Annotated in this window: 21 protein-coding genes; 11 read left to right on the top strand and 10 right to left on the bottom strand. The window is 63.6% G+C overall.

The genetic code is table 11. The annotated features are described in order from the left end of the window. Window positions 1-92: 92 nt before the first annotated feature. Window positions 93-1,838 carry a sigma-70 family RNA polymerase sigma factor gene (locus ACOZ9V_RS03280; RefSeq protein WP_181271947.1) on the bottom strand — a complete coding sequence of 582 codons (1,746 nt, stop codon included), beginning with the start codon at window positions 1,836-1,838 and terminating at the stop codon, window positions 93-95. Window positions 1,839-2,371: 533 nt separating this feature from the next. Here ACOZ9V_RS03280 and ACOZ9V_RS03285 point away from each other — a divergent pair. After that, entirely contained in the window at window positions 2,372-4,504 is a 2,133-nt protein-coding gene (locus tag ACOZ9V_RS03285; protein ID WP_434593593.1) for a SpaA isopeptide-forming pilin-related protein, read from the top strand. A gap of 59 nt (window positions 4,505-4,563) precedes the next feature. Here ACOZ9V_RS03285 and ACOZ9V_RS03290 read toward each other — a convergent pair whose 3' ends face one another. Continuing rightward, window positions 4,564-5,343: an AraC family transcriptional regulator gene (locus ACOZ9V_RS03290; RefSeq protein WP_434593596.1), complete on the bottom strand. Its 780-nt coding sequence runs from the start codon at window positions 5,341-5,343 to the stop codon at window positions 4,564-4,566. Between the two features lie 49 nt (window positions 5,344-5,392). On the opposite strand from ACOZ9V_RS03290, the gene ACOZ9V_RS03295 reads away from it, so the two are divergent. Next, window positions 5,393-5,944: a DUF2000 family protein gene (locus ACOZ9V_RS03295; protein ID WP_434593599.1), complete on the top strand. Its 552-nt coding sequence runs from the start codon at window positions 5,393-5,395 to the stop codon at window positions 5,942-5,944. 34 nt (window positions 5,945-5,978) lie between these two features. Here ACOZ9V_RS03295 and ACOZ9V_RS03300 read toward each other — a convergent pair whose 3' ends face one another. After that, the gene (locus ACOZ9V_RS03300) at window positions 5,979-6,350 is read right to left on the bottom strand and encodes an ArsR/SmtB family transcription factor (RefSeq protein ID WP_181271951.1); all 372 of its coding nucleotides are present in this window, start codon (window positions 6,348-6,350) and stop codon (window positions 5,979-5,981) included. Between the two features lie 99 nt (window positions 6,351-6,449). On the opposite strand from ACOZ9V_RS03300, the gene arsB reads away from it, so the two are divergent. From arsB to ACOZ9V_RS03315, 3 genes are read left to right on the top strand one after another with little or no spacing between them, the layout of a single operon-like run. Beyond that, window positions 6,450-7,547, top strand: coding sequence for an ACR3 family arsenite efflux transporter (gene arsB, locus ACOZ9V_RS03305; RefSeq protein WP_181271952.1), 1,098 nt, complete (start codon window positions 6,450-6,452; stop codon window positions 7,545-7,547). Between the two features lie 11 nt (window positions 7,548-7,558). Beyond that, window positions 7,559-8,026, top strand: coding sequence for an arsenate reductase ArsC (locus ACOZ9V_RS03310; RefSeq protein WP_139469932.1), 468 nt, complete (start codon window positions 7,559-7,561; stop codon window positions 8,024-8,026). After that, entirely contained in the window at window positions 8,019-9,458 is a 1,440-nt protein-coding gene (locus tag ACOZ9V_RS03315; protein ID WP_434593603.1) for an NAD(P)-binding domain-containing protein, read from the top strand. Before ACOZ9V_RS03310 ends, ACOZ9V_RS03315 begins: the two co-directional genes overlap by 8 nt. A 74-nt stretch (window positions 9,459-9,532) precedes the next feature. Here the strand turns inward: ACOZ9V_RS03315 and ACOZ9V_RS03320 are convergent, their stop codons facing one another. Both ACOZ9V_RS03320 and ACOZ9V_RS03325 read right to left on the bottom strand, forming a co-directional pair. Continuing rightward, on the bottom strand, window positions 9,533-10,186 hold the full coding sequence (locus ACOZ9V_RS03320) for a histidine phosphatase family protein (protein ID WP_434593606.1): 654 nt from the start codon (window positions 10,184-10,186) through the stop codon (window positions 9,533-9,535). A 63-nt stretch (window positions 10,187-10,249) separates the two neighbouring features. Next, a complete protein-coding gene (locus tag ACOZ9V_RS03325; RefSeq protein WP_259358804.1) occupies window positions 10,250-11,149 on the bottom strand; it encodes a LysR substrate-binding domain-containing protein in 900 nt (299 codons plus the stop codon). Between the two features lie 158 nt (window positions 11,150-11,307). On the opposite strand from ACOZ9V_RS03325, the gene ACOZ9V_RS03330 reads away from it, so the two are divergent. The 3 genes from ACOZ9V_RS03330 (at window position 11,308) to ACOZ9V_RS03340 (ending at window position 14,557) form a co-directional block, all read left to right on the top strand. Then, window positions 11,308-12,222, top strand: a complete 915-nt coding sequence (locus ACOZ9V_RS03330) for a CoA transferase subunit A (protein ID WP_434593610.1) — start codon at window positions 11,308-11,310, stop codon at window positions 12,220-12,222. After that, window positions 12,219-13,067, top strand: coding sequence for a CoA-transferase subunit beta (locus ACOZ9V_RS03335; RefSeq protein WP_259358803.1), 849 nt, complete (start codon window positions 12,219-12,221; stop codon window positions 13,065-13,067). Before ACOZ9V_RS03330 ends, ACOZ9V_RS03335 begins: the two co-directional genes overlap by 4 nt. A 158-nt stretch (window positions 13,068-13,225) precedes the next feature. Beyond that, window positions 13,226-14,557 (top strand): MFS transporter, encoded by a 1,332-nt coding sequence (locus ACOZ9V_RS03340; RefSeq protein WP_434593613.1) that lies wholly within the window; start codon window positions 13,226-13,228, stop codon window positions 14,555-14,557. Window positions 14,558-14,769: 212 nt separating this feature from the next. Here ACOZ9V_RS03340 and ACOZ9V_RS03345 read toward each other — a convergent pair whose 3' ends face one another. Then, on the bottom strand, window positions 14,770-17,289 hold the full coding sequence (locus ACOZ9V_RS03345; protein ID WP_434593616.1) for an HNH endonuclease signature motif containing protein: 2,520 nt from the start codon (window positions 17,287-17,289) through the stop codon (window positions 14,770-14,772). A 651-nt stretch (window positions 17,290-17,940) separates the two neighbouring features. Here ACOZ9V_RS03345 and ACOZ9V_RS03350 point away from each other — a divergent pair. Continuing rightward, the gene (locus tag ACOZ9V_RS03350) at window positions 17,941-19,146 is read left to right on the top strand and encodes an NAD(P)-dependent malic enzyme (protein ID WP_434593619.1); all 1,206 of its coding nucleotides are present in this window, start codon (window positions 17,941-17,943) and stop codon (window positions 19,144-19,146) included. Between the two features lie 189 nt (window positions 19,147-19,335). On the opposite strand, the gene ACOZ9V_RS03355 is transcribed toward ACOZ9V_RS03350, so the two are convergent. From ACOZ9V_RS03355 to ACOZ9V_RS03365, 3 genes are all read right to left on the bottom strand, one after another. Continuing rightward, complete coding sequence (locus ACOZ9V_RS03355; RefSeq protein ID WP_139469879.1) at window positions 19,336-19,758, bottom strand: organic hydroperoxide resistance protein; 423 nt, start codon at window positions 19,756-19,758, stop codon at window positions 19,336-19,338. A 118-nt stretch (window positions 19,759-19,876) separates the two neighbouring features. Continuing rightward, the gene (locus tag ACOZ9V_RS03360; RefSeq protein WP_434593623.1) at window positions 19,877-20,350 is read right to left on the bottom strand and encodes a MarR family winged helix-turn-helix transcriptional regulator; all 474 of its coding nucleotides are present in this window, start codon (window positions 20,348-20,350) and stop codon (window positions 19,877-19,879) included. A gap of 244 nt (window positions 20,351-20,594) precedes the next feature. Then, window positions 20,595-21,764: an SPFH domain-containing protein gene (locus ACOZ9V_RS03365; RefSeq protein ID WP_434593626.1), complete on the bottom strand. Its 1,170-nt coding sequence runs from the start codon at window positions 21,762-21,764 to the stop codon at window positions 20,595-20,597. A 364-nt stretch (window positions 21,765-22,128) separates the two neighbouring features. Between ACOZ9V_RS03365 and ACOZ9V_RS03370 the strand changes: the two genes are divergently transcribed. Beyond that, window positions 22,129-22,827, top strand: coding sequence for a FadR/GntR family transcriptional regulator (locus ACOZ9V_RS03370; protein WP_434593629.1), 699 nt, complete (start codon window positions 22,129-22,131; stop codon window positions 22,825-22,827). A gap of 76 nt (window positions 22,828-22,903) precedes the next feature. Continuing rightward, window positions 22,904-23,686, top strand: coding sequence for a glucosamine-6-phosphate deaminase (nagB, locus tag ACOZ9V_RS03375; protein WP_434593632.1), 783 nt, complete (start codon window positions 22,904-22,906; stop codon window positions 23,684-23,686). A gap of 123 nt (window positions 23,687-23,809) precedes the next feature. On the opposite strand, the gene ACOZ9V_RS03380 is transcribed toward nagB, so the two are convergent. Further along, entirely contained in the window at window positions 23,810-24,496 is a 687-nt protein-coding gene (locus tag ACOZ9V_RS03380) for an N-acetylmannosamine-6-phosphate 2-epimerase (protein ID WP_434593635.1), read from the bottom strand. Window positions 24,497-24,554 lie beyond the last annotated feature (58 nt).

Here is a 24,554-nt window from a genome sequence, read left to right on the forward strand (position 1 = left end):
GGAGAGGCGGCCTACTCGCCGGCCAGTTGCCAGCAGTGCTGGAGCGATCGATCCACCACGAGCAGTCCGATCTCTCAGCCTTCGGCGGTGGATCAGTGGCAGAACTCCCACCAGCCGACGACATGACAGTGGGGGCCTTCGTTAGGGTCCTCTCCATCGGCATCTGAGACGCCAGAAGCGTCTGCGTCTGAGGCTGAGTTGACCCCCGCATCCGGTTCGCTGGACGCGGTCGAGGTCCCCGTGTCGCTGTTCGCAGCCGCATCGTCAGTGTCTTCCGACGATTCCGATGAGGAATCGGAACTCGGTTCTGGTGGAGCCGAAGGAGTACTACTCGGCTCGAGGCTGGGCTCGCTCGAGTCCGTCGGCTCCTCGGCCGGTGTGGGTGCGGCGGTCTCCGGGGCCGCTTCGGATGAGGGCTCATCCGGTTCCACAGGCGGAACCTCAGCGGGATCGTTCCTCGGCTGCTGCCGGTCGGACGAAGAAGGGGTCGACGCCTCCTTCTCCGGGTGCGGCGCCTGAGCGTTCTTCCGGGAGTCCCGCGACCGCTCTTCCTCGCGTGAAGCGGAGCGCTCAGTGGCGTTTTGCTCGTGCCCGTCCGAGCCCTCAGCACTCTCATCGCCACCGTCCGGCTCAGCCGTGCGCGGTGGAGACGGTGAGGAAGGCGTTGTTTTTGGTGGATCAAATGGCGCCGAAGAGGTCTCTTCCGCAGCAGCAGACTGTGGGGCAGGATCGCGCTGAAGATTCACAAGTGTGGCGGCACCGGCGGCAATGGCGGCGCTGGCAGCGATGCCTGCGATTACAATTTTGACCACCGACGCTCCGGCCGCAATTCCGGCAGTGCTGCCTCCAGAGCTGCCCGCTGCCGCAGTGCTCGTGCTGCTCTTTGATACTGCGGCTGCCGCACTTGAGTGCGGCTCGGCGACGACCGAACCCGACTGCTCACTCGGCCCGACGCTCGCCGTCCCCGCGCCCGTCAGCAGCATAGCTTCTTCCGGGAAATGGCCCCATTCGATGAGCGCGGCAGCGAGAGCTGCCGGCGTGATCCATACCTGGAACTTCGCATTGATGCTGCGGAGCTCAAAGGACTGACGGCGGCAATGACTGCAGTGACTGAGATGAGCCTTGATCGCTTCAGCGCGTTTCGGGCCCAGCTGTTGCCGCACGAACCGCGCAAGCGCAGAGGAGTACTTCGCGCATTCGGGGGCGCTGGGTTCGACGTGTTCCTGCAGATAGGCGGCCCGCAGCCCCTCTCGTGCGCGACGCAGGAGCGAACTGATGGAATTCGACGACAGCCCCAGCATCGCGGCCGCATCAGCGGTCGATATCCCTTCAATATCGATGAGTGTGAGCGCGCTCTGCCAGGCGTCGGGGAGAGTTTTGAAGGCGCGGCCCAGCTGATCTCGCTCTGCCACCTCGGCGGCGAGATCGCTCGGTTCGCTGTCGGCAAGAAACGTCAGCACATCGGGTTCGACGATCGTCGTCGCACGAACCATCGCCGTGCGCCGGTACGATTCGGAGCGAACAGCGGCCATGAGATACGCCTTGAAGGACTCATCCGGCCCTTTTCCTCGCCCCCACGCGCGCCAGATCTTGGCGAAAGCCTCGGCGACGGCATCTTCCGCTTGCGCACGATTTCGGCTGAGGCGCAGTGCGACATGCAATGCAGGGAGCCGATGTCGGGCATAGAGCTCACCGTAGGCGGCCCGTGCAGCTGCAGATTCGGGCCGGTGATCACGGATGCAGGCACAGAGGTCGGAGTCGCTGAGTTCACTGCTCGGGTGTGGCAGTCCGAAAGGGGAGCGGGAACTATCGGCCGACGATGACCACTCTTCGGTCATCGGCTCATCGTCTCGAAAGTAAGGTGCGGATTCAGACGGGGAAATTGCATGAGGGGACCTCAACTGTGAGTTCGGGGCATTTCAGAGGGGAGTAAAAATTCTACAGGAGCAGAACCCAGCTTCCCAATCACCCAGGGTTGGGAACAAGGCGACCAATCCTCGGCCGCGTGAGCAGGGATACCCACGCGCGGCTGAGCCATTTCGTTTCGGGTGGAAACGCGGCTGTGGCCCCTGTCGTCATGCATTGGAGAGAAACTTCTGAAACTCGCGAACGAAATCGATTGCGCAGAGGTCTCAGCCTATGGGGAGGTCAAGATCCACGATCGCTCCGAGCCTGAGCCGGCAGTTAGTCAACAGCCGGTTCGGGACCCCTCCGAGTCCCGGACTCGTCCGAGGCGGTCCTGCTGAACCACGTGGCTGCAGGGCCGCCTCACAACCCCATAGACAGTGCATCCGATCATCTGGCATTCGTCGAATGCGCAGGTGACGGCCTCTTCTGAAGGAGAAGACCCTTGTCCCTGAAGCGACCTCCTATGACGAGGCACGGAGCGGCGATCCTCGCATCGTCTGTTCTTGCTTCGTTCGCATTCCTCGGTGCATCCGTCGCGCCGGCACAGGCCGCGGCAGAACCCCTGCCGAACCCCTCACTGGCCGATAAATGCGGCCTCGATATCGGAGTCGTCCTCGACCTCTCGAATTCCCTGTCCGATCGAGACGTCGACGATTCGAAGTCGGCGGTCAAATCTGTCGCCAGCGGCCTCTCGGGGACTCCCAGCAGAGTGTCTGTCAACTCGTTTGCAACGTTCGGACCCGACGGCACCAACGAGCCGATCAACAGCGCGTCTGTCGCAACCTCGGACTCAGTCGACGAACTCAATAAGCAGATCGACGCGCTTCGGCGGGTTCCGCAGAACTCAGGAGGCACGAACTGGGACCGCGGGTTGGGGCAGTTGGGCGGTACAAACCACGACTTGGTACTGTTCGTCACCGACGGCAAGCCCACGGCATACGGGGTGCCGGGGTCCGAACGGGGCAATACCGACCGCGGTACGCGAACCGATCAGATCGACATCGACAAAGCCATCGAATCGGCGAATGCTCTGAAATCTCAAGGTACCAAGGTGGTCGGTTTGGGAGTGGGCAGCGAGATCAACGAGGGCAACATCAAGCTGGTCTCGGGCCAGACCGCAGGCGACGACTACTATGTGGTCTCTGATTACTCCGAATTGGCCGAACAGCTCCGTGAGATCGCCACGAAGAGCTGCCGAGGAACTCTCAACGTCACCAAACTCATCGACCCTGGGTCCGGCAAACACGCGAAGAACACCGCGAAACACCCGGGCGAGGGCTGGACGATCTCGTCCCCGGATTCGGTGGACGGAGTGGAGAAGACCACCGATGCGGCCGGGACGGTGAGCTTCAAACTGCAGACCCCGGCCGAAGGCGTACAGGCTTCCGAGAAGCAGCAGGAAGGCTACCGACTGCAGCAGCAGTCCGGTTCAAACGCGCTCTGCACCGCAGACGGACGCAAGGTCGGCACCAGAAACATCGCAGACGGGTTCGAATTGACCGAATCTGTCGACACGGACGCGATCATCACCTGTCGGCTCGTCAACGAACAGATCCCCGGAGGGCTGAGCTGGAAGAAGGTCGACGAAGACGGCGACGCGCTCGCCGGTGCTGAATTCACACTGACGGGTCCGGACGGCGAGGACTTCGTCGTGGCCGACAACGGCGAGCTCGACGCCGACGAGGCGGCCGGGCAGTTCGAAGTGACCGACTTAGCCTGGGGCGACTACACCATTACGGAGACCAACGCTCCGGACGGATATGTACTCACGGACGAGACGCAGACCGTGACGATCACTGGTGAGAAGCGGGACATGGAGTTCTCAGACATCGTCAACAAGAAAGATGTCGAAGGCGGTGCCGATCCGGAGGGCGAAGCTTCTACAGACCCGAGCTCAGACGCGGACGCTTCTACTGATCCTGATGCAGACGCTGATCTGAACGCGTCGCCTGACGCGGATGCATCGTCAGACCCGGGCGCTTCTACTGATCCTGATGCAGACGCTGATCTGAACGCGTCGCCTGATGCGGATGCATCGACTGACCCGGACACATCATCCGACCCGGACACTTCGTCCGACGTGAACGCCGAGTCCGAAGCGTCGAAGGATTCAGATGCCGAGGCCTCGACCGATCCTGACGGTGGTGACGATGCTTCGACTGACCCGGACGGCAAGGACGAGGGGTCAATGGATATTGACGTAGACGCCGCAGCCGATTCGGACGGCCAGGATACGGCAGCGACGGACGCCGATGCCAAGGCATCGACCGACCCAGGTGCTGACGCGGCAACTGATCCGAGTGCTGACGACTCGGCCGCAGCAGATCCAGAGGCTGATGACTCGGCTGCGACGAACTCGAACGCGGATAGCGCTGGGTCGAGCACGTCGAAGGCCGGGAGCACTTCAGCAGATGGATCCGCGACCGACTCAGGAGGGAGCCCCAGTGGTGGGACCGACTCCGGCAGCGACGGCTCTCATCTGCCGAGGACTGGCGCCGCTGGAGCGATGACGTTCGGCCTCCTCGGCGTACTCCTCGTTGGGGGCGGAATAGCCGCTATCCTCGTATCGAGGCGACGGAAGACCGACATGCTGTGATGCAGTCTCGTATCTGATCCGAGCAGAGGGCGGAGCCGAATCGATATCGGCTCCGCCCTCTACCGTCTGGAGAATATGCCAGGTGTCGTTCCCAAGGTCGACCGGAAGCGGCGAGTGAGATGCGCCTGATCATGGAACCCTGACTCAACGGCCGCCTCGGCGGGAGAGCTCCCGGACAGCAGCAGCCTGCGGGCGCGGTCGACGCGGCGGCCGATGACGTACCGGTGGGGCGAGATTCCGAAGTTTCGAGTGAAGACCCGCACCAGATGGCTGCGGTGAGTGCCGAGCTCGGTGGCCGCCTCGGCGATGGTGAACGATTCGAGGAGACGATCATCGAGCAGATCGCGCAGACGACGGGCGAGCGGCGCATCCGAGGTGGGCTCACCGACCGGGGTGAGTCGTGAGAGCGCGAACTCGCGGAGTGCGAGGACCCCGCACTCGGCGGCGAGGGCATCGGCCGGATCCGCCAGGGCGGCGTGGATGTCGGTGACCTCGGTGAGGGCATCCGTGCCGAGCAGGGTGGGCGAATCCGCCGCGGCATCGACTGCGGACTCCGGCAGCCATTCGGGCTCGAGGTAGAGCACTCGTTTGCGGAAGCCTTTCTCCGGCGACGCCGAGCGGCCGTCGTGGGGCACCTGGGGCGGCAGCAGCGTCACCGCGGTCGGCGTGGCAAGGTGATCGTGGCAATCGAGATCATAGGTCACGGCGCCATCGTCGATGAGCAGGACCGTCCACGAATCATGCGTGTGCGCGGGATAGGCATGATGGTCGAAGCGGGCGTGGAGCACCTCCTGGACCTGCGGAACCTGAGGATGCCAGGCGCGGATGACGTCGACCATGCAACAAATGTACAAGACCGCGGTGTGCGGGGTCGGTGAAGCTGGGACCATGCATGAGAACACAAATTCCCCAGATCAGACCGACACCACAACGTCGACCGAGGCGGTTGCGAGCAATGCCGTCACCGAGGCGGTCGTGCCGTCAACGTCTGCCGATGGGAGCGCGCCGGCTGTCGAGCCGAGTGCGCCCGTCCGGTTCGATACGAAGGTCGTCGTCGTCCTCCGCGATGACCTGAAGGCATGGCAGGAACTCAACGTCACCGCCTTCCTCATGTCCGGAATCGCCACGAGCGACGTGGGACTGGTCGGGGAGAACTACCGGGACGCCGACGGCAACGACTACCTGCCGATGCTGCGCCAGCCGGTGATGGTGATGACCGCGGATGCGGATAAACTGCGGTCGATCCGGACGAAGGCGATGGGACGCGGAATCCCGACAGCAATCTACACCGAAGAGCTGTTCTCCACCGGCCACGATGCAGCCAACCGGGCCGCCGTGGCCGGTGTCCCGGCCGAGGAACTCAACCTAGTCGGGGTGGCCCTGCGTGGGCCGAAGAATGGTGTTGATCGGGTGGTGAAAGGCGCGCGGATGCACGCGTGAGGTGGGGCTAGCTCCCTGCTTTGCCGTTGTGCTCTCACTTCGTAGAGAGAAACGCTGATAAGCGGTTCAGTGTGTCCATCTCGAGCGAGTAGTACGACCAGACTCCGCGCTTCTCACGGTGAAGGACTCCGGCATCGACGAGGATCTTCAGGTGGTGGGAGACGGTCGGCTGGCCGAGACCGACGGGTTCGGTGAGATCGCAGACGCACGCTTCCTGCTGCTCGTGCGCGGCGACGAGGGAGACCAGGCGCAACCGAGTCGGATCGGCTACTGCCTTGAAGATGCGCGCGAAATCCTGAGCGTCATCGAGGCTCAACGGCGAGACGGTCAGCGACGGGCAGCAGTCGTCCGCTTGTGTCGGAGGGGGCGCGGGTTGTGTGGTCACTCTTCCATTATGCCCATACATTGACACTTGTCGATGTATTGTGGTCCTATCGTATCGATAAACTTCAATGCGTCAGCATGTGACCGCGGCGCCGAGTCGATCAGGACCTCGAGGGAGACAATGCATTCCACTGCGCCAGCCGGCACCGATTCGCCTGTGGCGGCGAAGATGTCGACACTGGATCGATTTCTGCCGCTGTGGATCATCGGCGCCATGGCCCTGGGCCTGGTGTTGGGCAGACTCGTGCCCGGCGTCGCCGAGACTCTGGACGCGGTCAAGGTCGCCGACGTGTCCCTGCCGATCGCCATCGGCCTGCTGGTGATGATGTTTCCTGTGCTCGCCAAGGTTCGGTACAACGAGACCGGACACGTGCTGGCAGACAAGAAGCTCATGATCACCTCTTTGGCCATCAACTGGTTGGCCGCACCGGCGTTCATGTTCGTGCTCGCATGGCTCTTCCTTCCTGATCTGCCCGAATACCGGACCGGACTGATCATCGTCGGTCTGGCCAGGTGCATCGCCATGGTCCTCATCTGGAACGATCTGGCCTGCGGAGACCGTGAGGCTGCCGTCGTGCTCGTGGCCATCAACTCGGTTTTCCAGGTTCTCGCATTCGGGCTCCTCGGTTGGTTCTACCTCCAGTGGCTTCCGAGCCTGCTGGGTCTGCCGACGACGTCCAGCGAATTCTCCTTCTGGGCGATCACCCTCAGCGTCCTCGTCTTCCTCGGAATCCCGCTTCTTGCCGGCTTCCTCACACGCACGGTGGGAGAGAAGACAAAGGGACGTCAGTGGTACGAAGATCGATTCCTCCCCAAAGTCGGGCCGTGGGCACTGTACGGACTGCTCTTCACCATCGTCGTGCTCTTCGCCTTCCAGGGTGACGAAATTACCTCTCACCCGGGCAACGTCGCCCGCATCGCCTTGCCGTTGCTCGTCTACTTTGTCGTCGTCTTCGCTGCCGGGATGGTCATCGGCAAGGCACTGAACCTGGGTTATGAGAAGACGACGACCCTGGCATTCACCGCTGCCGGCAACAACTTCGAACTCGCCATCGCAGTGGCGATCGGAACCTATGGTGTCGCCTCGGGGCAGGCGCTCGCCGGAGTCGTCGGACCGCTCATCGAGGTGCCCATCCTCGTCGCCCTCGTCTACGTCGCGCTCTGGGTGCGACCCCGATTCTTCCCATCGGCCGCTGATCAAGGAGTGAACCGAGTATGAGTCCTGCACAGATGAGCAAGCCGAGTGTCCTCTTCGTCTGCGTGCACAACGCCGGCAGGTCCCAGATGGCGGCTGGATTCCTCCGCGAACTGGCCGGAGAGCGCATCGAGGTGCGGTCGGCCGGCAGCGCACCGGCCGAGACGATCAACCCAGTCGCAGTCGATGCGATGAGGGAACTCGACATCGACATCACTCGAAACAGTCCCACGCTCCTCGACGCCGACACCGTGCTCGCGTCCGATGTCGTGATCACGATGGGCTGCGGCGATACCTGCCCGATCTTCCCCGGCAAACGTTACGAAGACTGGGTTCTGGATGATCCCGCAGGTCAGGGCCTGGAATCTGTGCGCCGAATCCGGGATGAGATCAGGACCAGAGTCGAAGCCCTCGTCGTCGATCTCGCCCCCGATGCAGGGACGAGATCCACACTGTCGACGACCACGTCGAACCCCATCGCCGAGGAGGCGCCCAATGACTGATTATGCGCTCGAACAGCTCCCGGTCGCCGTGATCGGTTCCGGTCCCGTCGGCCTCGCGGCCGCGGCCCAGCTCGTCCGACGCGGTGTTCGACCGCTCGTTCTCGAAGCGGGAACCACTGTCGCGGCGGCAGTGGCCGAGTGGGGTCATATCGGTTTGTTCTCTCCGTGGAAGTACAACATCGACGAGGCGGCGCGCAGCCTGCTGGCGCCCACCGACTGGCATGAGCCCGACGGGGACCGCCTGCCCACCGGTGCCGAGCTCATCCGTGACTACCTCAAGCCGCTTGCTGAGACAGCTGAACTCCGAGATTCCGTCCTCATCGATACCCGGGTTGTGGCAGTGAGCAGAGTCGGAATGGATCGGACGGGCACCGCGCAGCGCGAATCGACTCCTTTCCTTATCCGCACTCGGAGCTCAGATGGAACATCGGCGGATTTGCAGGTCAGGGCAGTTATTGACGCTTCGGGGACATGGGAGAGCCCGAACCCGCTCGGGCAGTCCGGTCTCGCAGCGACTGGCGAGGCCGAAGCCCGTCGCAGCGGGTTCGTCACATCGCCTCTGCCCGATGTGGTCGGCCGAGATCGAGAGCAGTTCGTCGGGCAGCGGACTCTTGTCGTTGGTGGAGGGCACTCGGCGGCCAACACGCTCCTGGCGCTGGCCGAACTGCGTGAGGAAGCCCCGGGCACGCGAATCGGCTGGGTGCTCAGGCGATCAGATCCCGCATCTGTCTACGGCGGAGAGGACCAGGACGGTCTGCCAGCACGCGGGGCCTTGGGAACGCGACTTCGCCACCTCGTCGAGACCGGAGTCATCGAAGTGCATGCCTCGACGACGATCACCGGATTCTCCACCGACGGTCGTGGCACCTTAGCTGCGGAGAGTGGCGGCGAGTCGGTGACGCTCCATGCCGACAGGGTCGTCCCTGCCGCCGGCTTCCGGCCGGACCTGGGGTTCTTGCGTGAGATCCGACTCGACCTCGATCCGATTGTCGAAGCTCCGCGGCAGTTGGGCCCGCTCATCGATCCCGAATATCATAGTTGCGGAACTGTCGCTCCGCATGGTGCCCGGGTGCTCGGGCATCCGGAGCCGAATTTCTACATCGTGGGTATGAAGTCCTATGGGCGCGCCCCGACGTTCCTCATGTACACCGGCTATGAGCAAATCCGCTCCGTCGTCGCAGCGATCGCCGGGGACCAGGAGGCAGCCGACCGAGTCGAGCTCGTCTTGCCGGAGACCGGCGTGTGTTCGACCGACGCCGGATCTTCGTGTGATGCGCCGACCGGCAAGTCGGGTTTTGTCGACTTGCCCGACACCGCTGCCGCATCGGACGCATCAGACGCAGGCGGATGCTGCGGACCTGCAGAACCGGTTGTGTTCGGGATACCCACAGGGACAGAACACGGGCGATCGGGAGAGAGCGGGAACGGCTGACTCGCGGGTCCGACCTTCGCCGCCTCGACCTTTGCCCCTCAGCGGGCTGATTCGCAGGTTCGGCTTACGTTGCCTCAGCGGTAGGTGGCGTTCTTCGGATCCTGGTGACCGTGGTCGTTGAACGAGATGAGGCTGGTGCCGCCTCGGCCGGTGATGATCTTCGTGATGCCGGTGTTGATGGTCACCCGGTTGAAGGCCATCCACTGGTCGAAACCGCCGCCGATCAGGCGGGCGGCGGTCGACGCGATGGCGCCGGCGCTCGAGACCACGATCGTTGACTGGCCTGAGCCCATTGCGCTGGTCGTCTCATCGAGGGCACGTTCGACCCGTGACGTGAACTGCTTGTAGGTCTCCGTATAGTCCTCGTCGTGTTCGCCCGAGGCCCAGCGAGCCGCACCGCGTTCGAGCTCACCCTGGAAGATCTTGGAATCGTGCTGGGCGCGAGGGTCGAGATCCGTGAGCACTCCGGTGAGCTCCCAAGCGGCATATTCGTTCCAGCCGGCGTCGACGTGGGCGTCCATGCTCCGGCTCATGCCTTCGAGGAGGCCCTCGGCGGTCTGACGCTGCCGCAGCATCTCTCCGTGGACGAGCCGGTCTGGCTCGATGCCCTGGGAAGCCAGGAAGCGACCGGTGATGCGGCTCTGCTCTTTGCCGAGATCAGACAGCCTGTCATAGTCATCCGTGCCGAACGACGCCTGCCCGTGCCGAACCAGATAGAGCACACTCATGAATCACACATCCTCGTCGTGAAGCCCACGCTGCTTTTCGAGTGATCGTTTACTGATGTGAGTCTACGGGACATCGGTGGGGAACAGCTGCTCGGCCAGTCGAAGCACCTCAGCGAGGGCAGGACTGACGTCATCTCTGCGCCATGCCATGAGCAGCGGGAACGGCCCCTTCGGGTCTTCGAGGGGGACGAAGGCGATATTGGGGAAGGAGGCGTTCTTCGGCACCGACGCCACTGTGACTGAACAGCCGATCTCCGCACCGACGAGCGAGAGTATCGTCCACGTGTCCGGAGCCACCTGGATGACGGTGGGGTTGAAACCTGCGGCCTGCGACAGCTCGTAGAGCCGTTCGATCGTCGTCGACCCCGGATTCGGCGGCACCGTGATGAACTCCTCTCCCGCGAGCTCGCTCATCGACACCGACTCGCGGCCTGCTAAGGCATGCTCTCTGTGCATGGCGACGACAAGCGACTCCTGGGCGACGACGCGAGTATCGACCGACTGTGGCACGAATGGCCAATAGCCGAAGACGAGGTCCACTGAGCCGTCGGCGACGCTGTCGATGGCCGGCATCCCGAAGGAGGCGCTCTGCAGACTGAGGTGGATTCCCGGATGAGTCCCGCGGACCAGTTTGAGCAGCCGTCCGATGAGTTTGTGGGTCGCGATGCCGGTGAATCCCAGGCGCAGATGTCCGACCTCGCCTTTCCCCGCTGCCTGCACTGCGGAGTCGGCGAGGCGATGACTCATGAGGATGTCGCGCGCAGGTTCGACGAGCGCCTGTCCTGCCGGAGTCAGGCGCACGGACCGAGTGCTGCGTTCGAACAGCTGTGCCGACATGTCGGACTCCAGGCCCCGGATGAGTCGGCTGAGGGGCGGTTGGGTCATATGCAGTCGTTCGGCGGCTCTGCCGAAGTGAAGTTCCTCGGCGAGGACGAGGAATGCGCGGATGTGCTTTGTGTCCATATCGGTGTCTCAATCGTGAAGGCGGCCGCCCAGTGAGGATCGGGCGATATTAGTGCAGGGACTGCATTAATCGTCTCCATTATAAGTATTGGACGGGTATCAATGATTTTGAAAGGATGACCCAGGTCACAGTCATCCGAGGTTCGAGGAGGAACGCGATGGACAAGACGATGAGTCTTCCCCAAGCGATCAGCACCTATCTGCGCAACGGGGATACAGTCGCCCTGGAGGGCTTCGGCCACATCGTGCCGGTCGCTGCCGCGCACGAGATCATCCGGCAGGGCTTCACTGATCTAGTCCTTGCGCGCATGTCCTGTGACGTCATCGTCGACCAGCTGCTCGGAGCGAACTGCCTGAAAGGTCTCATCTCCTCGTTCATCGCCAACAGTTCGGCCGGTTCCCTTCACGAGCTTCGGCGGCGCATTGAGAAGTCGGACCCGGAACCGCTGTGGTTCGACGAATACAGTCACGGCGGAATGGTCGCCCGCTATCAGGCCGGTGCCTCGAAGCTTTCGTTCCAGCCCATCGCCTCCTACCGGGGCAGCGACCTAGCGGCGAAGAATCCGCGGATCAAGTCCGTTCCCGACCCCTACGGTGGACCGGACATCCACGTCGTCCCCGCACTCAATCCCGACCTCACGATCATCCACGCCCAACGTGCGGACATGCATGGAAACGTGCAGGCATGGGGGATGCTCGGGATTCAAACCGAGGCCGCATTCGCCAGTCACCGACTCATCGTCACAGTTGAGGAGATCGTCGACGAGGCTGTCGTCCGCTCCGACCCGAACCGCACAATCGTTCCCGCGCACGTCGTCGATGCCGTCGTCGCCGTGCCACGCGGCTCGCATCCTCATTCGGTCCAGGGCTATTACGACCGCGACGACGAATTCTCGAGACAGTGGTCCGCGCTCGCCCGCGACGCGGCGGCGGTCCAGGACTGGCTCGAGACCAATATCCGCGGCACGAGCGACCACGATGAGTTCCTTGCCACCCTCGGATCGGAACATTTTGAGCGGATGGCCATCCACGACGCATATTCGACGCCTGTGAACTATGGAGGGCGAGCATGACATTGAGTGCTCACGACACCACTGAGACCCGGTCCCGCGACGAGCTCAGCGAGACCACAAGCAGCGAGGTCGCTGGCGACGTGGTCACCAGCAGCGAACTTCTCACCGTCCATTCGGCGCGGGCGCTGGCCGGACGCAACGTGGTCTTCGCCGGGCACGGCCTGCCCACTCTTGCCGTCTCTCTGGCTCAGCACACTGTCGCACCGGACATCGAGATCGTCTACGAGTCGGGAGTAACCGGAGCCAGGCCGCCGGTGATGCCGCGCAGCATCTCGGATTCGATTTTGGTTCCGGGGGCCGCCTCGGTGATGCCGATGACGCACCTGTTCAACTATGTTCTGCAAGGCCAGCGAATCGATGTCGGCTTCCTCGGTGCCGCGCAGGTCGACAAGTTCGGGAACCTGAACTCCACCCTCATCGGCGAGGACTGGGAGCACCCAGACAGCCGACTTCCGGGCTCAGGAGGAGCCATCGAAGCCATGGCGGGCGCAGCAGAGATCTTCCTCGTCATGCGCAGGCACACCCCGCGCACCTTCGTCGAATCCTTGGACTTCGTCACCTCCCCAGGGTCGAAGAAGGCTGCCGAGGCGGAGGTCGGATCCATGCCGGCGGGTTCCGGCGTGACCCACGTGATCACCGACCTGGGCATCATGACGCGCTTCGCTCGGGATGAGGAGCTCACTCTGACAGCCGTTCACCCCGGTGTCGACCCCGCCGAGGCGGTGCGGCAGACCGGATGGAACCTCCAGGTATCGACCGACCTCGAGACGACGCAGCCGCCGACTCCGGATGAGCTGGCACTGCTGCGAGAGACGCTCGATCCCACCCGGATCTACCTGCGCTGAACCGGAGCCCTCACCCGCTGACCGATGTCCGCGGGCAGCTGTAGGCGACAGTCGCCCACTATGGCTCCCTGCTGAGCAAGCGAGAATTCGAATCGAAGAAAGTTGAAATCATGTCAATGAAGACAAACGCACAGGTTACCTCCCCTCCTGATCCGAATGTGACTCGGCCCGAACTGCGCCGTGCCGCGTGGTCGTCGTGGCTCGGCAGTTCGCTCGAGTACATGGACTTCACCTTGTATACGCTCGCCTCGGCTCTGGTCTTCGGACCGCTCTTCTTCCCCAATGAGACTCCTGCGGTGGCGCTGATCTCCAGTCTCGGCGTCTACGGGTCCGGTTTCGTAGTCCGGCCGATCGGCGGATACGTCTTCGGACGAGTCGGGGACAAGCACGGACGTCGGATCGTCCTCATCGTCACTCTGTCGATGATGGGCATTGCCACCATGGGCATCGGTCTTCTGCCGACTTATGCGAAGATAGGCATCTGGGCGCCTATGCTGCTCGTCGTACTCCGGCTCGTGCAGGGGTTCGGAGCCGGAGCCGAATTGGCCGGAGCTTCGGTGCTCTTGGTCGAATCGTCGCCTGTGCGTCGCCGTGGGCTCTTCGGGGCGATCGTGGCGATGGGGACCAACAGCGGAATCTTCCTGGCCACTGTTCTGTGGACGTTGCTCACCCTGCTGCCGGACGAAGCTTTCCTCAGTTGGGGCTGGCGGGTGCCCTTCCTGCTCAGCATCGTCACCACTTTCGTGGCTCTGGCAATTCGTACGAAGGTCAGGGAGTCCCCGGTGTTCGAAGAGGCGAAGGAGCGCCGCGCCGAGGTGGCCGCGGACAAGAGCAATCAGCCGAGCATCCTCGTCGAAGCGCGTCGGTCGACGAAGTCGTTCCTGCTCGCCTTGGGCATCCGAATGGGAGAGAACTCCGCAGTCTACCTCGTCAAAGGCTTCATGGTCGGGTGGGTGGTCACCACGACGGGAATCGACTCCTCCATCGTCACCACCGGCATCATGATCGGCACCGTCATCGGCTTCGCGACTGTGCCGTACTTCGGCAAGCTCAGTGACAAGCTGGGTCGCCGACCCGTGTTCTTGGGGTTCACTCTATTCCAGATCCTCTTCGCGATTCCGGCCATGATCCTCATCGACACGGGCAACCCGATCATCATCGCGGCCGTCTTTGCGGTCTTCGTCGGCGGGCCTCTGCCGAATCTCTACGGTGTCGAGTCGAGCTGGTTGGTCGAACTGTTCGGATCGAAGCATCGGTATACGTTCATGACCACTATCAAAGAGGTCGGATCGGTCGTCTCCGGCGGTCTGGCGCCGGTGATCGCGGCCTCGCTCGTCGCCGTGATCACCGACTCATGGTGGCCCGTTGCGATCGTTCTCATTCTGTTCGCCAGCTGCGGCCTGCTCGGTGCGCTCTTCGCGCCCGAGACCCGTGGTCGCGACCTCACGACTGAAGTCGACGCAGTGGACGAACGGCAACCGCTGCAATAGGCAAGGGCCGGGACCCCGAGATGGGCGAGGGCCGGGACCCTGCGATACGCGACGGCCGGCCCGGTGAGGTGGACTACGACCAGCCCGCTGGGGTAGGCGACGGCCCTACCGCCGAATCGCGGTCCGCAGTTGCGGCGCGGAGGCGCTCTGCCACCAGTGCTGTCGCTGCAGCTCTGCGTTGAGAGCGATGCCACAGGCTCCGTGGGGCGTCATCAGAACGGTGGGGGATCGACCTCGAGGTCGTGGTCCCAGTTCACTGTCTTGGAGACGAAGCGGTAGTCCCAGGGATCGTCGGCCCCAGTGCCCTGGGGGTCTGCAGCGTCCTCAGACTGCGAATTGCTTTCGAAACCGGTGAGGTTCGGGCCAGCGGCGGTACGGGCGCTGCGCTTGTCGGGCTCATTCGGGTCGAAGTCGATATCGTCGATGTCGAGCTTGGCAAGACGCGCCCATCTGACGACTCGGGCGTACTTCGCGTTCCCCGTCAGCTGCTTCACCGTGAGAGTGTTGGAGCCGGTAGGGAGACTGCGCTGGTGGTCAGAGTTCGCCCAATTGAGGCAACGCTCCAGCCGCAGCCGCTTGATTTCTGCCTGCTGCTCCCGATACGCCTCCGACAGCCGACGCTGTCGGGCCGCGCGTTCCTCCCGTTGGCGCTTCTCTTCGTCGCGTTGACGAATCGTCGACTCGCCAGGCATGAGCTCGAGCACCCTTGGTGCTGCGGGAACCATCGACCAGGGCAGTTTCCACCGCTTGAGACCCAGTCGTCCCAGGGAATCGAACTCGAGCGCTTGGGCAACATTGATCGGCTGGCCCGGCGCCGACACAGTGGTCGAGATTCCGTGCTTGAACTCGTAATCGAGCTCACCGGATTTGGGCATAGTGACCCGAAGGCGGCCGGCGGTCTTCAACGCATGATGCTTCTTGCACAGAGGATGAAGGTTTCCGAACCGAGTGAGACCGCCCTTGAGCGGATCCAAATAGAAGAACGGAACGACATGGTCGATCTCCGACTTCTCAGCCCGACGAACACAGCCGGGAACGGTGCACACTGTCCACTGCTCGACCAAGGTCTTCCGAAGATCCCTGGGGACCTGGTAAGTGGTCGCTTTGGCGTCGATGGGAGTGCCGGTGGCGGGATCGGTGAGGATCCGCTGGATGCTCTTCGACCGGCCGGCGATGTTGCGAGCCACCTCGACGGGTACCGGTGAGCCGTCGGCGAAAGTGCCGGGCAGGTCCGAGTCTCCAGTGAGCGAGAGGAACGGAACGGTCACCACGGTGGCGGCCTGATGCGACAGCCACCACGCGCTTGTGGGCATACGCAGCTTGACGACATATTCAATGGGACCGTCAGGGTCCTCACCTTCGACGCTGCAGTCGGGTCGGAAAGCCGAACCGTTCGGTCGGTTGGCGACAGAGAATCCGTCGGACGACTCTGTGCTGCTGTCGGACGAGCGCCTGGCGGACGACCCTGTGGCGCTGTCGGCCGAGTCCGAAGCGACGTGCTTCGCGAAGTCGGCGACGGCGTCGTCGGAGTCCATATCCGGAATGAGCTCGCCGTCGGTGTCGAGCAGCGACTTCTCTTCGGCAGTTTGGATACCCGTGATCGGGTCGACCGAAATGACCTTGACCTTGAGCTCCGGGACTGGCCGGGTGAACAGATCGTACTCGAGCTGAGAGATGGAGCGGTCATCGCTGATCTCAACGCCCACAGGCAGATTGAACGCCGACTTGTTCTTTCCATGCACGGCCAGCGCCATGCCCTGGATTCGGTTGTAGCAGGCGAAGATCTCCGCTGAAGGCCCGCTGACGGTCAGGCAGGCGGAGCCGTCCTTATAGCCTTCGACATCGACGCGGCGACGCTTAGTGGCGAGTTCGGTGTTGTCGACCGGCGGAACGAGCAGGGCGATCATCTTCGCCAGATCCCGGCGCAGGGTCTCGCAGGTGATATCGGCGCGCCTCGCGGCCAGGAAGATGTCGAGCTTCGGAAGGAAGTCGAACGCGACATCAGCACACTGGCGAGCGACCACATCGACATGTGCCTGGGCGAACTCTCCGGCGCGGACACGGTCGGCGAAGCGCGGCAGACCATAGAAGACCGCCATCGCGCCGGTGAGCTGACGGTAGGTACGGGCAGTGTTGGTCCCCAGCACTGTCGAGATCTCGACGAGGTCCTCAGCGTCGACATTGTCATAGACCCATTTCGAGAAGCAGATGCCCTCATCGAGCTCCGGGAACTCGGGCAGAACCTTCGCCTCGGACTCAGCCGCATTGCGCAACTGTTCGCGGGCGAAGTCGGCATCATAGAGCACAACTGTCGCGGAAGGTGAGCCGCCGGTGCCGGTCTTGTCGTCCGCTGGCGACGACGCGCCGTTGGGCGACGGCGCGTCCTTGGTTGAAGACGCGCCCTTGGGTGAGGTCTCCGACTTCTCCGCAGCGCCGAAGACGGTGTTCTCTTCGGACTCTTTGGCGCGGCGATCAAAGGATGCGGAGATCGTCTCGCAGCGAAACGGTTCGGAGCCCTCGGGCATGGGCAGTTCGAGAGCGATGAAGACCTGTTCCAACACAACTGAGGAGACGGACTCGAGGAGGGAGAAATGGGCACGGTCGGAAGCGACAGCGTTCTCGGCGAAACGAGACATGCTTGATTCGAAGCGGATGGCGAATCGGGGCGACGGCTGTGTCACACCCGGCTCGTCTGCCTGGTCGGGGGTCGAACGGTTGGTGGTGCCCTTCATTGCTCTTTCACCTGCCTCGGACTTCGTTGTCGGGGAAGTGGTGCTGACTTGAAAAGCTGTTAATCAGATCTTAGCCGATCAAGCTGGCATTCACAATAGCAAAAAGAACAAAGATTCGAATAAGTTTCGATGTCATATTGATAGTGAATTGATTCTCTACTTATCATTGCACTCGGTGCTGACATGAGGGCGTTCGGCCTCGTTCGGCCAGGTCAGGGGTTGTTTTGCGCCGGTCCAAAGGTCTGGAGAACATGCCACCGGAACGGCGGTACAGCCTCGGTGGGGGTCGGGTTTTCGGGTGAAACGGGTCACAGCATCGGTTATGATGATCGAGCTGTCGGATGCGACCCATGAGGTCGGTACTCGCCTCATGCGAGCCGTATCCGCACTGCGCGCAACCGCGTCGCCCTTCACCTAGGGCCATGTCGCGGGCCGCGTCGACGTCACCGCACCATCCTTCACTGGTGACCAGTTCTTCGCCCAGACCATCGCCTGCGCTCACGGTCGACCGTGAGCGCGCTGGCCGACGTCCAGACGATCACTGCCGGCTGCACCGATGATCCGATCATCGAACGGAGTGCTCGCCCAACCGAGTGCTCACGAGCTTCGTAAGCTCGCGAATCGCCGCCGCTTCAACCACGAGGATCAACCATGACGACCACCGCTCACAACTCCGCCGCCTCCGACCAGGGCTCGAAGGGCCCGATCACCGACGCCGAGATCTTCGAGGCACACGAAGGCGGCAAGCTCTCCGCCGAGCTCACCTCACCGCTCGAGACCCAGCGCGACCTCTCGATCGCGTACACCCCGGGCGTGGCCAAGGTCTGCACCGCGATCAAGGACGAACCGCAGCTGGCGCGTACGCACACTTGGACCGGCCGACTCGTCGCGGTCATCTCCGACGGGTCGGCTGTGCTCGGCCTCGGTGACATCGGTCCGGCCGCCTCGCTGCCGGTGATGGAGGGCAAGTGCGCCCTGTTCAAGTCCTTCTCCGGGCTGAATGCGATTCCGATCGTACTCGACACCAATGACACGGACGAGATCGTCGAAACCATCGTCCGCATGGCCCCGACCTTCGGTGCGATCAACCTCGAGGACATCTCGGCTCCGCGCTGCTTCGAGATCGAAGACCGGGTCAAGGAAGCCCTCGACATTCCCGTCATGCACGATGACCAGCACGGCACCGCGGTCGTCGTCCTCGCCGCGTTGACGAATGCTCTGCGCGTGGTGAAGAAGTCCTTCGAGTCCGTCCGCGTCGTCGTCTCCGGTGCCGGTGCTGCCGGTGTGGCCGTGGTGAAGATCCTCGCCGACGCCGGCGTGAAGGACATCGTCGTCCTCGATTCCAAGGGAGTCGTCGAATCCGGCCGCTCCGACCTGACCGAGACCAAGCAGTTCCTCGCCGAGTCGACGAACCCGCGCGGAATCTCCGGTGGGATCGGCGAAGCCCTCGACGGTGCCGATGCCTTCATCGGCGTCTCCGGCGGCGCCATCGACGAGGCGCACCTGGCCAACCTGGCCGACGATGCGATCATCTTCGCCCTGTCGAACCCCAACCCCGAGGTGGTCCCAGACGTCGCCGCCAAGTACGCCACCGTGGTGGCCACCGGGCGCAGCGACTTCCCGAACCAGATCAACAACGTCCTCGCGTTCCCCGGAATCTTCCGCGGCGCGCTCGACGCCGATGCCAACGAGATCACCGACGATATGAAGCTCGTCGCCGCTCGTGCGATCGCCGATCTCGTCGGCGATGATCTCGAGCCCGGTTACATCGTGCCCGGTGCGCTCGATTCGCGTGTCGCTCCGGCCGTCGCCGAGGCGGTCGAGAAGTCCGCGCTCGAGGCCATGGCCAAGCGCTGACGCTTGGGTTCGGCAAGTCCGCACACAGTTGAGGGGCGGGTGAAGATCACTCTTCACCCGCCCCTCAGCTGTGTGCCGGTTGCTGATTGCGTTCCGCTCCAGGCCGTGTGCCACAGGTGGTCGGGCGCCAGTGGCCGTCGGTTGGCCAGCGGAGGACTGCCGCCCATGCCAGGCAGACGCGGTCGGAACTCAGTCGTCGGTGACGGTGATGGTGACGTCGATGTTGCCGCGGGTGGCGTTCGAGTATGGGCAGACCTGATGGGCCTTGTCGGCCAGCGCCTGTGCCTCGGCTTTGTCGAGGTGCGGGAGGGTGACCTCGAGTTCGACAGCGAGCTGGAACCCGCCCTCATTGTTCTTGCCGATGCTCACTCGTGAGCCGACCGCAGAGTCGTCGACGTTCGCCTTGGCCTGACCGGCCACGAGGCGCAGCGCCGAGTGATAGCAGGCCGCGTAGCCGACCGCGAATAGCTGCTCGGGATTCGTGCCGTTGCCGCTGCCGCCCATCTCCGCGGGTGTGGCGAGATCGACGTCGACCTTTCCGTCGTTCGTGCGCCCGTGGCCGTCGCGGCCTTCGCCGGTAGCCAGTGCCTCTGCAGTGTAGAGAGCCTTCATGATTCTTCCTTCCGTTGGCGGTGCGTTGTGGGTTAGTAGGGTTTTGTGGGTTGGTAGGGGTATCTGGGCTGGACGTGCGCTCTGGGGCGGGGCATTGATCGGTCTCGAATCGGGGCCTTCAGCGGGCCGCAGTCGAGTCGGTGACGGCTGCGGGATCTCCGCGCAGGTTCCTCGTCAGAGTGCGCAGGGTCTCGAGCAGCTCGGGCATCGCGGCGGAGTCGAGCTGCGTGCGCTCACCGATGCGGGCCGGAACGCACTCGGCGCGCTCCTTGGTTGCGGCGCCCTCGGCGGTGGGGCGGATGAACACACTGCGCGAGTCCTCGGCGGAGCGGTGACGGGTGACGTAGCCGAGCGATTCCAGCCGCGACAGCAGCGGAGACAGCGTGCCCGAATCGAGCTGCAGACGCTCACCGAGGTGCTTGACGGTCACGCCGTCGGGCGCGGAATCCTCCTCCCACAGCACAAGCATCACCAGATACTGCGGATAGGTGATGCCGAGCTCGGCCAGCAGATCCTTGTATGACGCGGTCATTGCACGCGACGCCGAGTAGAGGGCGAAGCAGAGCTGTCTGTCCAGGTCGAGCGCATCCATGACTAAATGGTTGCACACAATTCAATTGTGCACAACTGATTAATCGGAAGGCGGATGAACGGGGATCGAGGTGAACACAGCGGAGGGGCGGGCGAAGATCTCTCCTCGCCCGCCCCTCCGCTGTGCGGTGCCTCAGCCGTTCGCCGGCGTCCGGTGACGTGCGTCGGCGTTCGGTCAGCTTCGGCGACGCTTCGGCGGCCTGGCTCGGCCCTCGGTTACTGCTGCGGCCCGGCTCGGCCCTCGGTTACTGCTGTGGATTCTGCTTGGAGTTCTTCCATTGCTGAGCGGCCGCTTGAGCCGACTGGGCTGCAGAGCGAACGGACTGGCCGAGCGACTGGCCGGAACCTCCGGGGCCACCTGACCGACCGTCATGACCCGAGCCGTCGGAGCCATTGGAGCCGCCCGAGTTCGGCGGGTTGGTCGGCTGCGGCGGAACGCTGGCCTGCTCGGAGCGGTGGCTCGAGGTGTACCTGCTCCCGGGCGCCGTGAAGGTGGCCCCATCCTCGGCGGCGTTGGCAGCGAACAGGGCGTTGCGGATCTCCTGGCCCATCTCGCCCAGGCCGCCCGGGTTCGAGGGCATGAACAGCACGTTCGACCGGCCCTCCTGGGCGACGTTCTGCATGGTGTCGAAGTACTGGGTCATCATCAGCAGCTGCTCGGCCGTCTTGTCGATGCCCACCTCCTGCAGTTTCGCATACTGCTCGGCGATACCCGTCGCGATCGCCTTGCGCTGAGCGGCGACACCCTCGCCGTGGAGGCGCATCGCCTCGGACTCCGCCTGAGCCTGGGTGACGCGCTTGATCTTGTCCGCCTCGGCGAGCGACTGAGCGGCGACGCGGTCACGCTGTGCGGCATTGATCGAGTTCATCGAATCGCGGACCTTCGGGTCCGGGGTGATATCCGTGACCAGGCTGCTGACGATCTTGAAGCCGTAGCGCTTCATAGATTCCGAGAGCCGGCCCTCGACGTTCTCCGCGATATCGTCCTTCGACTCGAACGCCGTGTCCAGAGTCAGACCCGACAGCGCCGAACGAACGGTGTCGAAGACGTAGGAGCGGATCTGCTCCTCGGAGTTCGCCAGCTTGTAGTAGGCGTCGGCCACATTGTTCTCTTCGACGACGTACTGGACGGCGACGGGAACCGTGACGAAGACGTTGTCCTTCGTCTTCGACTCGATGTTGACCTCGAGCTGCTGGACGCGCAGCGAGATCGGCCGGCTCGTCGTCTCGATGAACGGCACCTTCGTGTTCAATCCCGGCTTCGCCACTTTCTTGAACTTGCCGAATCGCTCGACGATGACGTTCTCCTGCGTCTTCACCGTGAAGAACATGCTGGTGCGCAGCTTGCCGAAAAGCAGAACGGCGATGATGAGGATGACGATGATTATGGCGAATGTGGCCACCAATCCAGTCATGGGTGCTCCAATGCGTCGTAGATTTCGGCCGCCGAGCGACCGCCTGTGACTACCACCCTAGTAGCCAGGACGGCATCCGCATACGCCAAGGCCGGTTGACGGTACTGCGGATTCGAGAGATCTGGACTGCAAACCCCTCTGGACTGCAAGTCCCTGAGACGATGAACCGCAAGCCCCTGGGGCGATGAACGGCAACCCCTGAAGCGATGACCGACAAGTCCTGGGCAACGAACGGCGAGCCCTGAGGCAACGAGCGACGACGCGCGGCGGCCTAAGTGTCTCGACATCGAAGAACGACTGCCGACACATCTGATGTCAGACGTATACTGGTGGCTCAGCGTGGAACGACCAGCAGAAGGTGATCATGGCGGAGCCGACAGAGACCGGACGGAAAGTGACGACCTCCGACAGAATCAAGGATCTCATCCTCTCCGATGGTCTGCGTCCCGGAGACCTGCTGCCGACCGAAGGCGAACTGTGCACCCGCCTCGGCGTCTCGCGGTCGAATGTCCGGGAAGCCATCCGCAAACTCTCGACCCTCGACATCGTCGACGTCCGGCACGGCCATGGCACCTACGTCGGCGAGATGACGCTCGACGCCCTCGTCGAAGCCCTCGTCTTCCGAGGCGTCCTCAGCCCCGGCGACGACCTCGACGCACTGCGCGATGTCGTCGAAGTGCGCAAGGCCCTCGACCACGGAATGTCCGAACAGATCGTCCACGCCCTCAACGGCACGGAGAATTCCGAGCTCGAGGACCTGGTCGACGAGATGACCGCGCTCGCCGCTGACGGCAAGACCTTCCCGCAGCAGGATCGCGCCTTCCACACGGGACTGCTCGCGAAGCTCGGAAACTCGCTCGTCGGCCAACTCGTCGCAGCGTTCTGGGACGTGCACACTGCCGTTCTGCCCAAACTCAATGTGGCCGTGGCCGCCGACCTGGAGCAGACCGCCCGCGCCCACGGCCTCATGCTCGAAGCGGCGGAATCCGGCGATGCCGAAGCCTTCCGCGCCGCGATCACCGCCCACTATGAGCCGATCATGCGCGCCCTCGAACAGAAGTGATTGACTGAAGAACAACGCCCACGCCGCCGATTGGGGCAGCGCCGAATTCAGACCGCAGAACGCCGAAGGAGACCACATGGAAGTCGTCATCGCCGACGAATACACGCTGGCGGAGCTCGCCGCCGACACGATCGAGGCGCTGCTGCGCACCGAAACCGCACCGGTCATCGGGCTGGCGACCGGCTCGAGCCCGCTGCGCATCTACGACGAGCTGACCACCCGCCACAAGAACGAGGGTCTGTCCTTCGCCCGCGCGCAGGCGTTCATGCTCGACGAATACGTCGGAATCGCCGACGACCATCCGCAGCGCTATCGCAACGTCATCGACGCCGAGATCGCCACTCGCGTCGATTTCGCCGAGGGGGCCGTCCACGGTCCCGAGGGATCCGCCGATGACCTGGCGGCTGCCTCGGCGGACTATGAACGGAAGATCGCCGAGGCGGGCGGGATCGACCTGCAGATCCTCGGGATCGGCAGTGACGGTCACATCGCGTTCAACGAACCCGGATCATCCCTGGCCTCGCGGACACGGGTGAAATCCCTGACGCATCAGACCAGGCTCGACAATGCGCGGTTCTTCGACGGCGACGTCGAGCAGGTGCCGAAGCTGTGCCTGACCCAGGGGCTGGGCACGATCATGGAGGCGAAGCATATTGTGCTCGTCGCGACCGGAGGCAACAAGGCCGAGGCAGTGCATCAGATGGTCGAGGGGCCGATATCGGCGATGTGGCCCGCGACCGTGCTGCAGATGCACCCGCATGTCACTGTCATGCTCGATGATGCGGCGGCGTCGAGGCTGCAGCTCGGCGACTATTACCGCCACGCGTACGAGAACAAGCCGGAGTGGCAGAGCCTCTGAGCGCATTTGGCCTGGGCAGGCAGCTGGCGGGGCCTCGGAGCGAGACCAACCCGGGCGGGTAGCCGGTCAGCTCATCCCGGGCCGCTTACCTGCGAACTCAGCCCGGGCAGCTGAGTCGTGAACTCAGCCCTCGACGGCCTCGGTGAACCACGAGGTGATCGTCGCGGGATGCGTGATCGCGGTGCCCACGACCACGGAGTGGGCGCCGGCTTCACGCGCGGCGGTGGCATGCAACGGGGTGTGGATGCGGCCTTCGGCGACGAGCAGCGCAGGCAGTTCCGCCGCGCGGATGGCACTGATGAGCTCGAGGTCGGGGCCTTCGGTGGCCGGTCGTTCTCCCGAGTACCCGGCCAAAGTCGTGCCGACGATGTCCGCTCCCGCATCTGCCGCTGCCTTTGCATCGTCAAGGCTGCCGCAATCGGCCATAACCAGGGCGTTTGTCTGCTCGTGGAGGCGTTTGACCGTCTCGGCCAGGCTCAGTCCGTCGGGCCGCTCCCGCCGCGTCCCATCGAGTGCGACGATGTGGGATCCGGCCAAAGCGACCGCATAGGCATGCTGGTACGTCGGCGTGATGACGACTCCGTCCTTGCCGTCCTTCCACAGCCCGATGACCGGGACGTCGACGGCCGAGCGGGTTGCCTGAATGTCGCCGAGACCCTGCACCCGCACGGCTGCCGCTCCTCCGATCACCGCCGAAGCTGCCACCTGCGCCATCGTCCTCGGATCGCGCATCGGCTCGCCCGGATAGGCCTGAGCGGAGACGATGAGCCGTCCCCGCAGCGCCTCGAGGATCTCGGTCTTCGACAGCATCAGTGAGTCTCCTTCTTCTGGCGGTTCTCCTCGCCGTTCGGCGCGTTCGTCAGTGTGT

Origin of the sequence: Brevibacterium sp. 1718 (assembly GCF_051131255.1) — a bacterium.
In the GTDB taxonomy this organism is placed as follows: domain Bacteria; phylum Actinomycetota; class Actinomycetes; order Actinomycetales; family Brevibacteriaceae; genus Brevibacterium; species Brevibacterium sediminis.

Coding starts and splice junctions, on each gene's coding strand:
- ACOZ9V_RS03350 (WP_434593619.1), top strand. CDS start 17,941: ATGACGACCACCGCTCACAACTCCGCCGCCTCCGACCAGGGCTCGAAG.
- ACOZ9V_RS03315 (WP_434593603.1), top strand. CDS start 8,019: ATGACTGATTATGCGCTCGAACAGCTCCCGGTCGCCGTGATCGGTTCC.
- ACOZ9V_RS03310 (WP_139469932.1), top strand. CDS start 7,559: ATGAGCAAGCCGAGTGTCCTCTTCGTCTGCGTGCACAACGCCGGCAGG.
- ACOZ9V_RS03355 (WP_139469879.1), bottom strand. CDS start 19,758: ATGAAGGCTCTCTACACTGCAGAGGCACTGGCTACCGGCGAAGGCCGC.
- ACOZ9V_RS03365 (WP_434593626.1), bottom strand. CDS start 21,764: ATGACTGGATTGGTGGCCACATTCGCCATAATCATCGTCATCCTCATC.
- ACOZ9V_RS03300 (WP_181271951.1), bottom strand. CDS start 6,350: ATGTATGGGCATAATGGAAGAGTGACCACACAACCCGCGCCCCCTCCG.
- ACOZ9V_RS03330 (WP_434593610.1), top strand. CDS start 11,308: ATGGACAAGACGATGAGTCTTCCCCAAGCGATCAGCACCTATCTGCGC.
- ACOZ9V_RS03290 (WP_434593596.1), bottom strand. CDS start 5,343: ATGGTCGACGTCATCCGCGCCTGGCATCCTCAGGTTCCGCAGGTCCAG.
- ACOZ9V_RS03325 (WP_259358804.1), bottom strand. CDS start 11,149: ATGGACACAAAGCACATCCGCGCATTCCTCGTCCTCGCCGAGGAACTT.
- nagB (WP_434593632.1), top strand. CDS start 22,904: ATGGAAGTCGTCATCGCCGACGAATACACGCTGGCGGAGCTCGCCGCC.
- ACOZ9V_RS03295 (WP_434593599.1), top strand. CDS start 5,393: ATGCATGAGAACACAAATTCCCCAGATCAGACCGACACCACAACGTCG.
- ACOZ9V_RS03335 (WP_259358803.1), top strand. CDS start 12,219: ATGACATTGAGTGCTCACGACACCACTGAGACCCGGTCCCGCGACGAG.
- arsB (WP_181271952.1), top strand. CDS start 6,450: ATGCATTCCACTGCGCCAGCCGGCACCGATTCGCCTGTGGCGGCGAAG.
- ACOZ9V_RS03345 (WP_434593616.1), bottom strand. CDS start 17,289: ATGAAGGGCACCACCAACCGTTCGACCCCCGACCAGGCAGACGAGCCG.
- ACOZ9V_RS03285 (WP_434593593.1), top strand. CDS start 2,372: ATGACGAGGCACGGAGCGGCGATCCTCGCATCGTCTGTTCTTGCTTCG.
- ACOZ9V_RS03370 (WP_434593629.1), top strand. CDS start 22,129: ATGGCGGAGCCGACAGAGACCGGACGGAAAGTGACGACCTCCGACAGA.
- ACOZ9V_RS03360 (WP_434593623.1), bottom strand. CDS start 20,350: ATGGATGCGCTCGACCTGGACAGACAGCTCTGCTTCGCCCTCTACTCG.
- ACOZ9V_RS03380 (WP_434593635.1), bottom strand. CDS start 24,496: ATGCTGTCGAAGACCGAGATCCTCGAGGCGCTGCGGGGACGGCTCATC.
- ACOZ9V_RS03280 (WP_181271947.1), bottom strand. CDS start 1,838: ATGACCGAAGAGTGGTCATCGTCGGCCGATAGTTCCCGCTCCCCTTTC.
- ACOZ9V_RS03320 (WP_434593606.1), bottom strand. CDS start 10,186: ATGAGTGTGCTCTATCTGGTTCGGCACGGGCAGGCGTCGTTCGGCACG.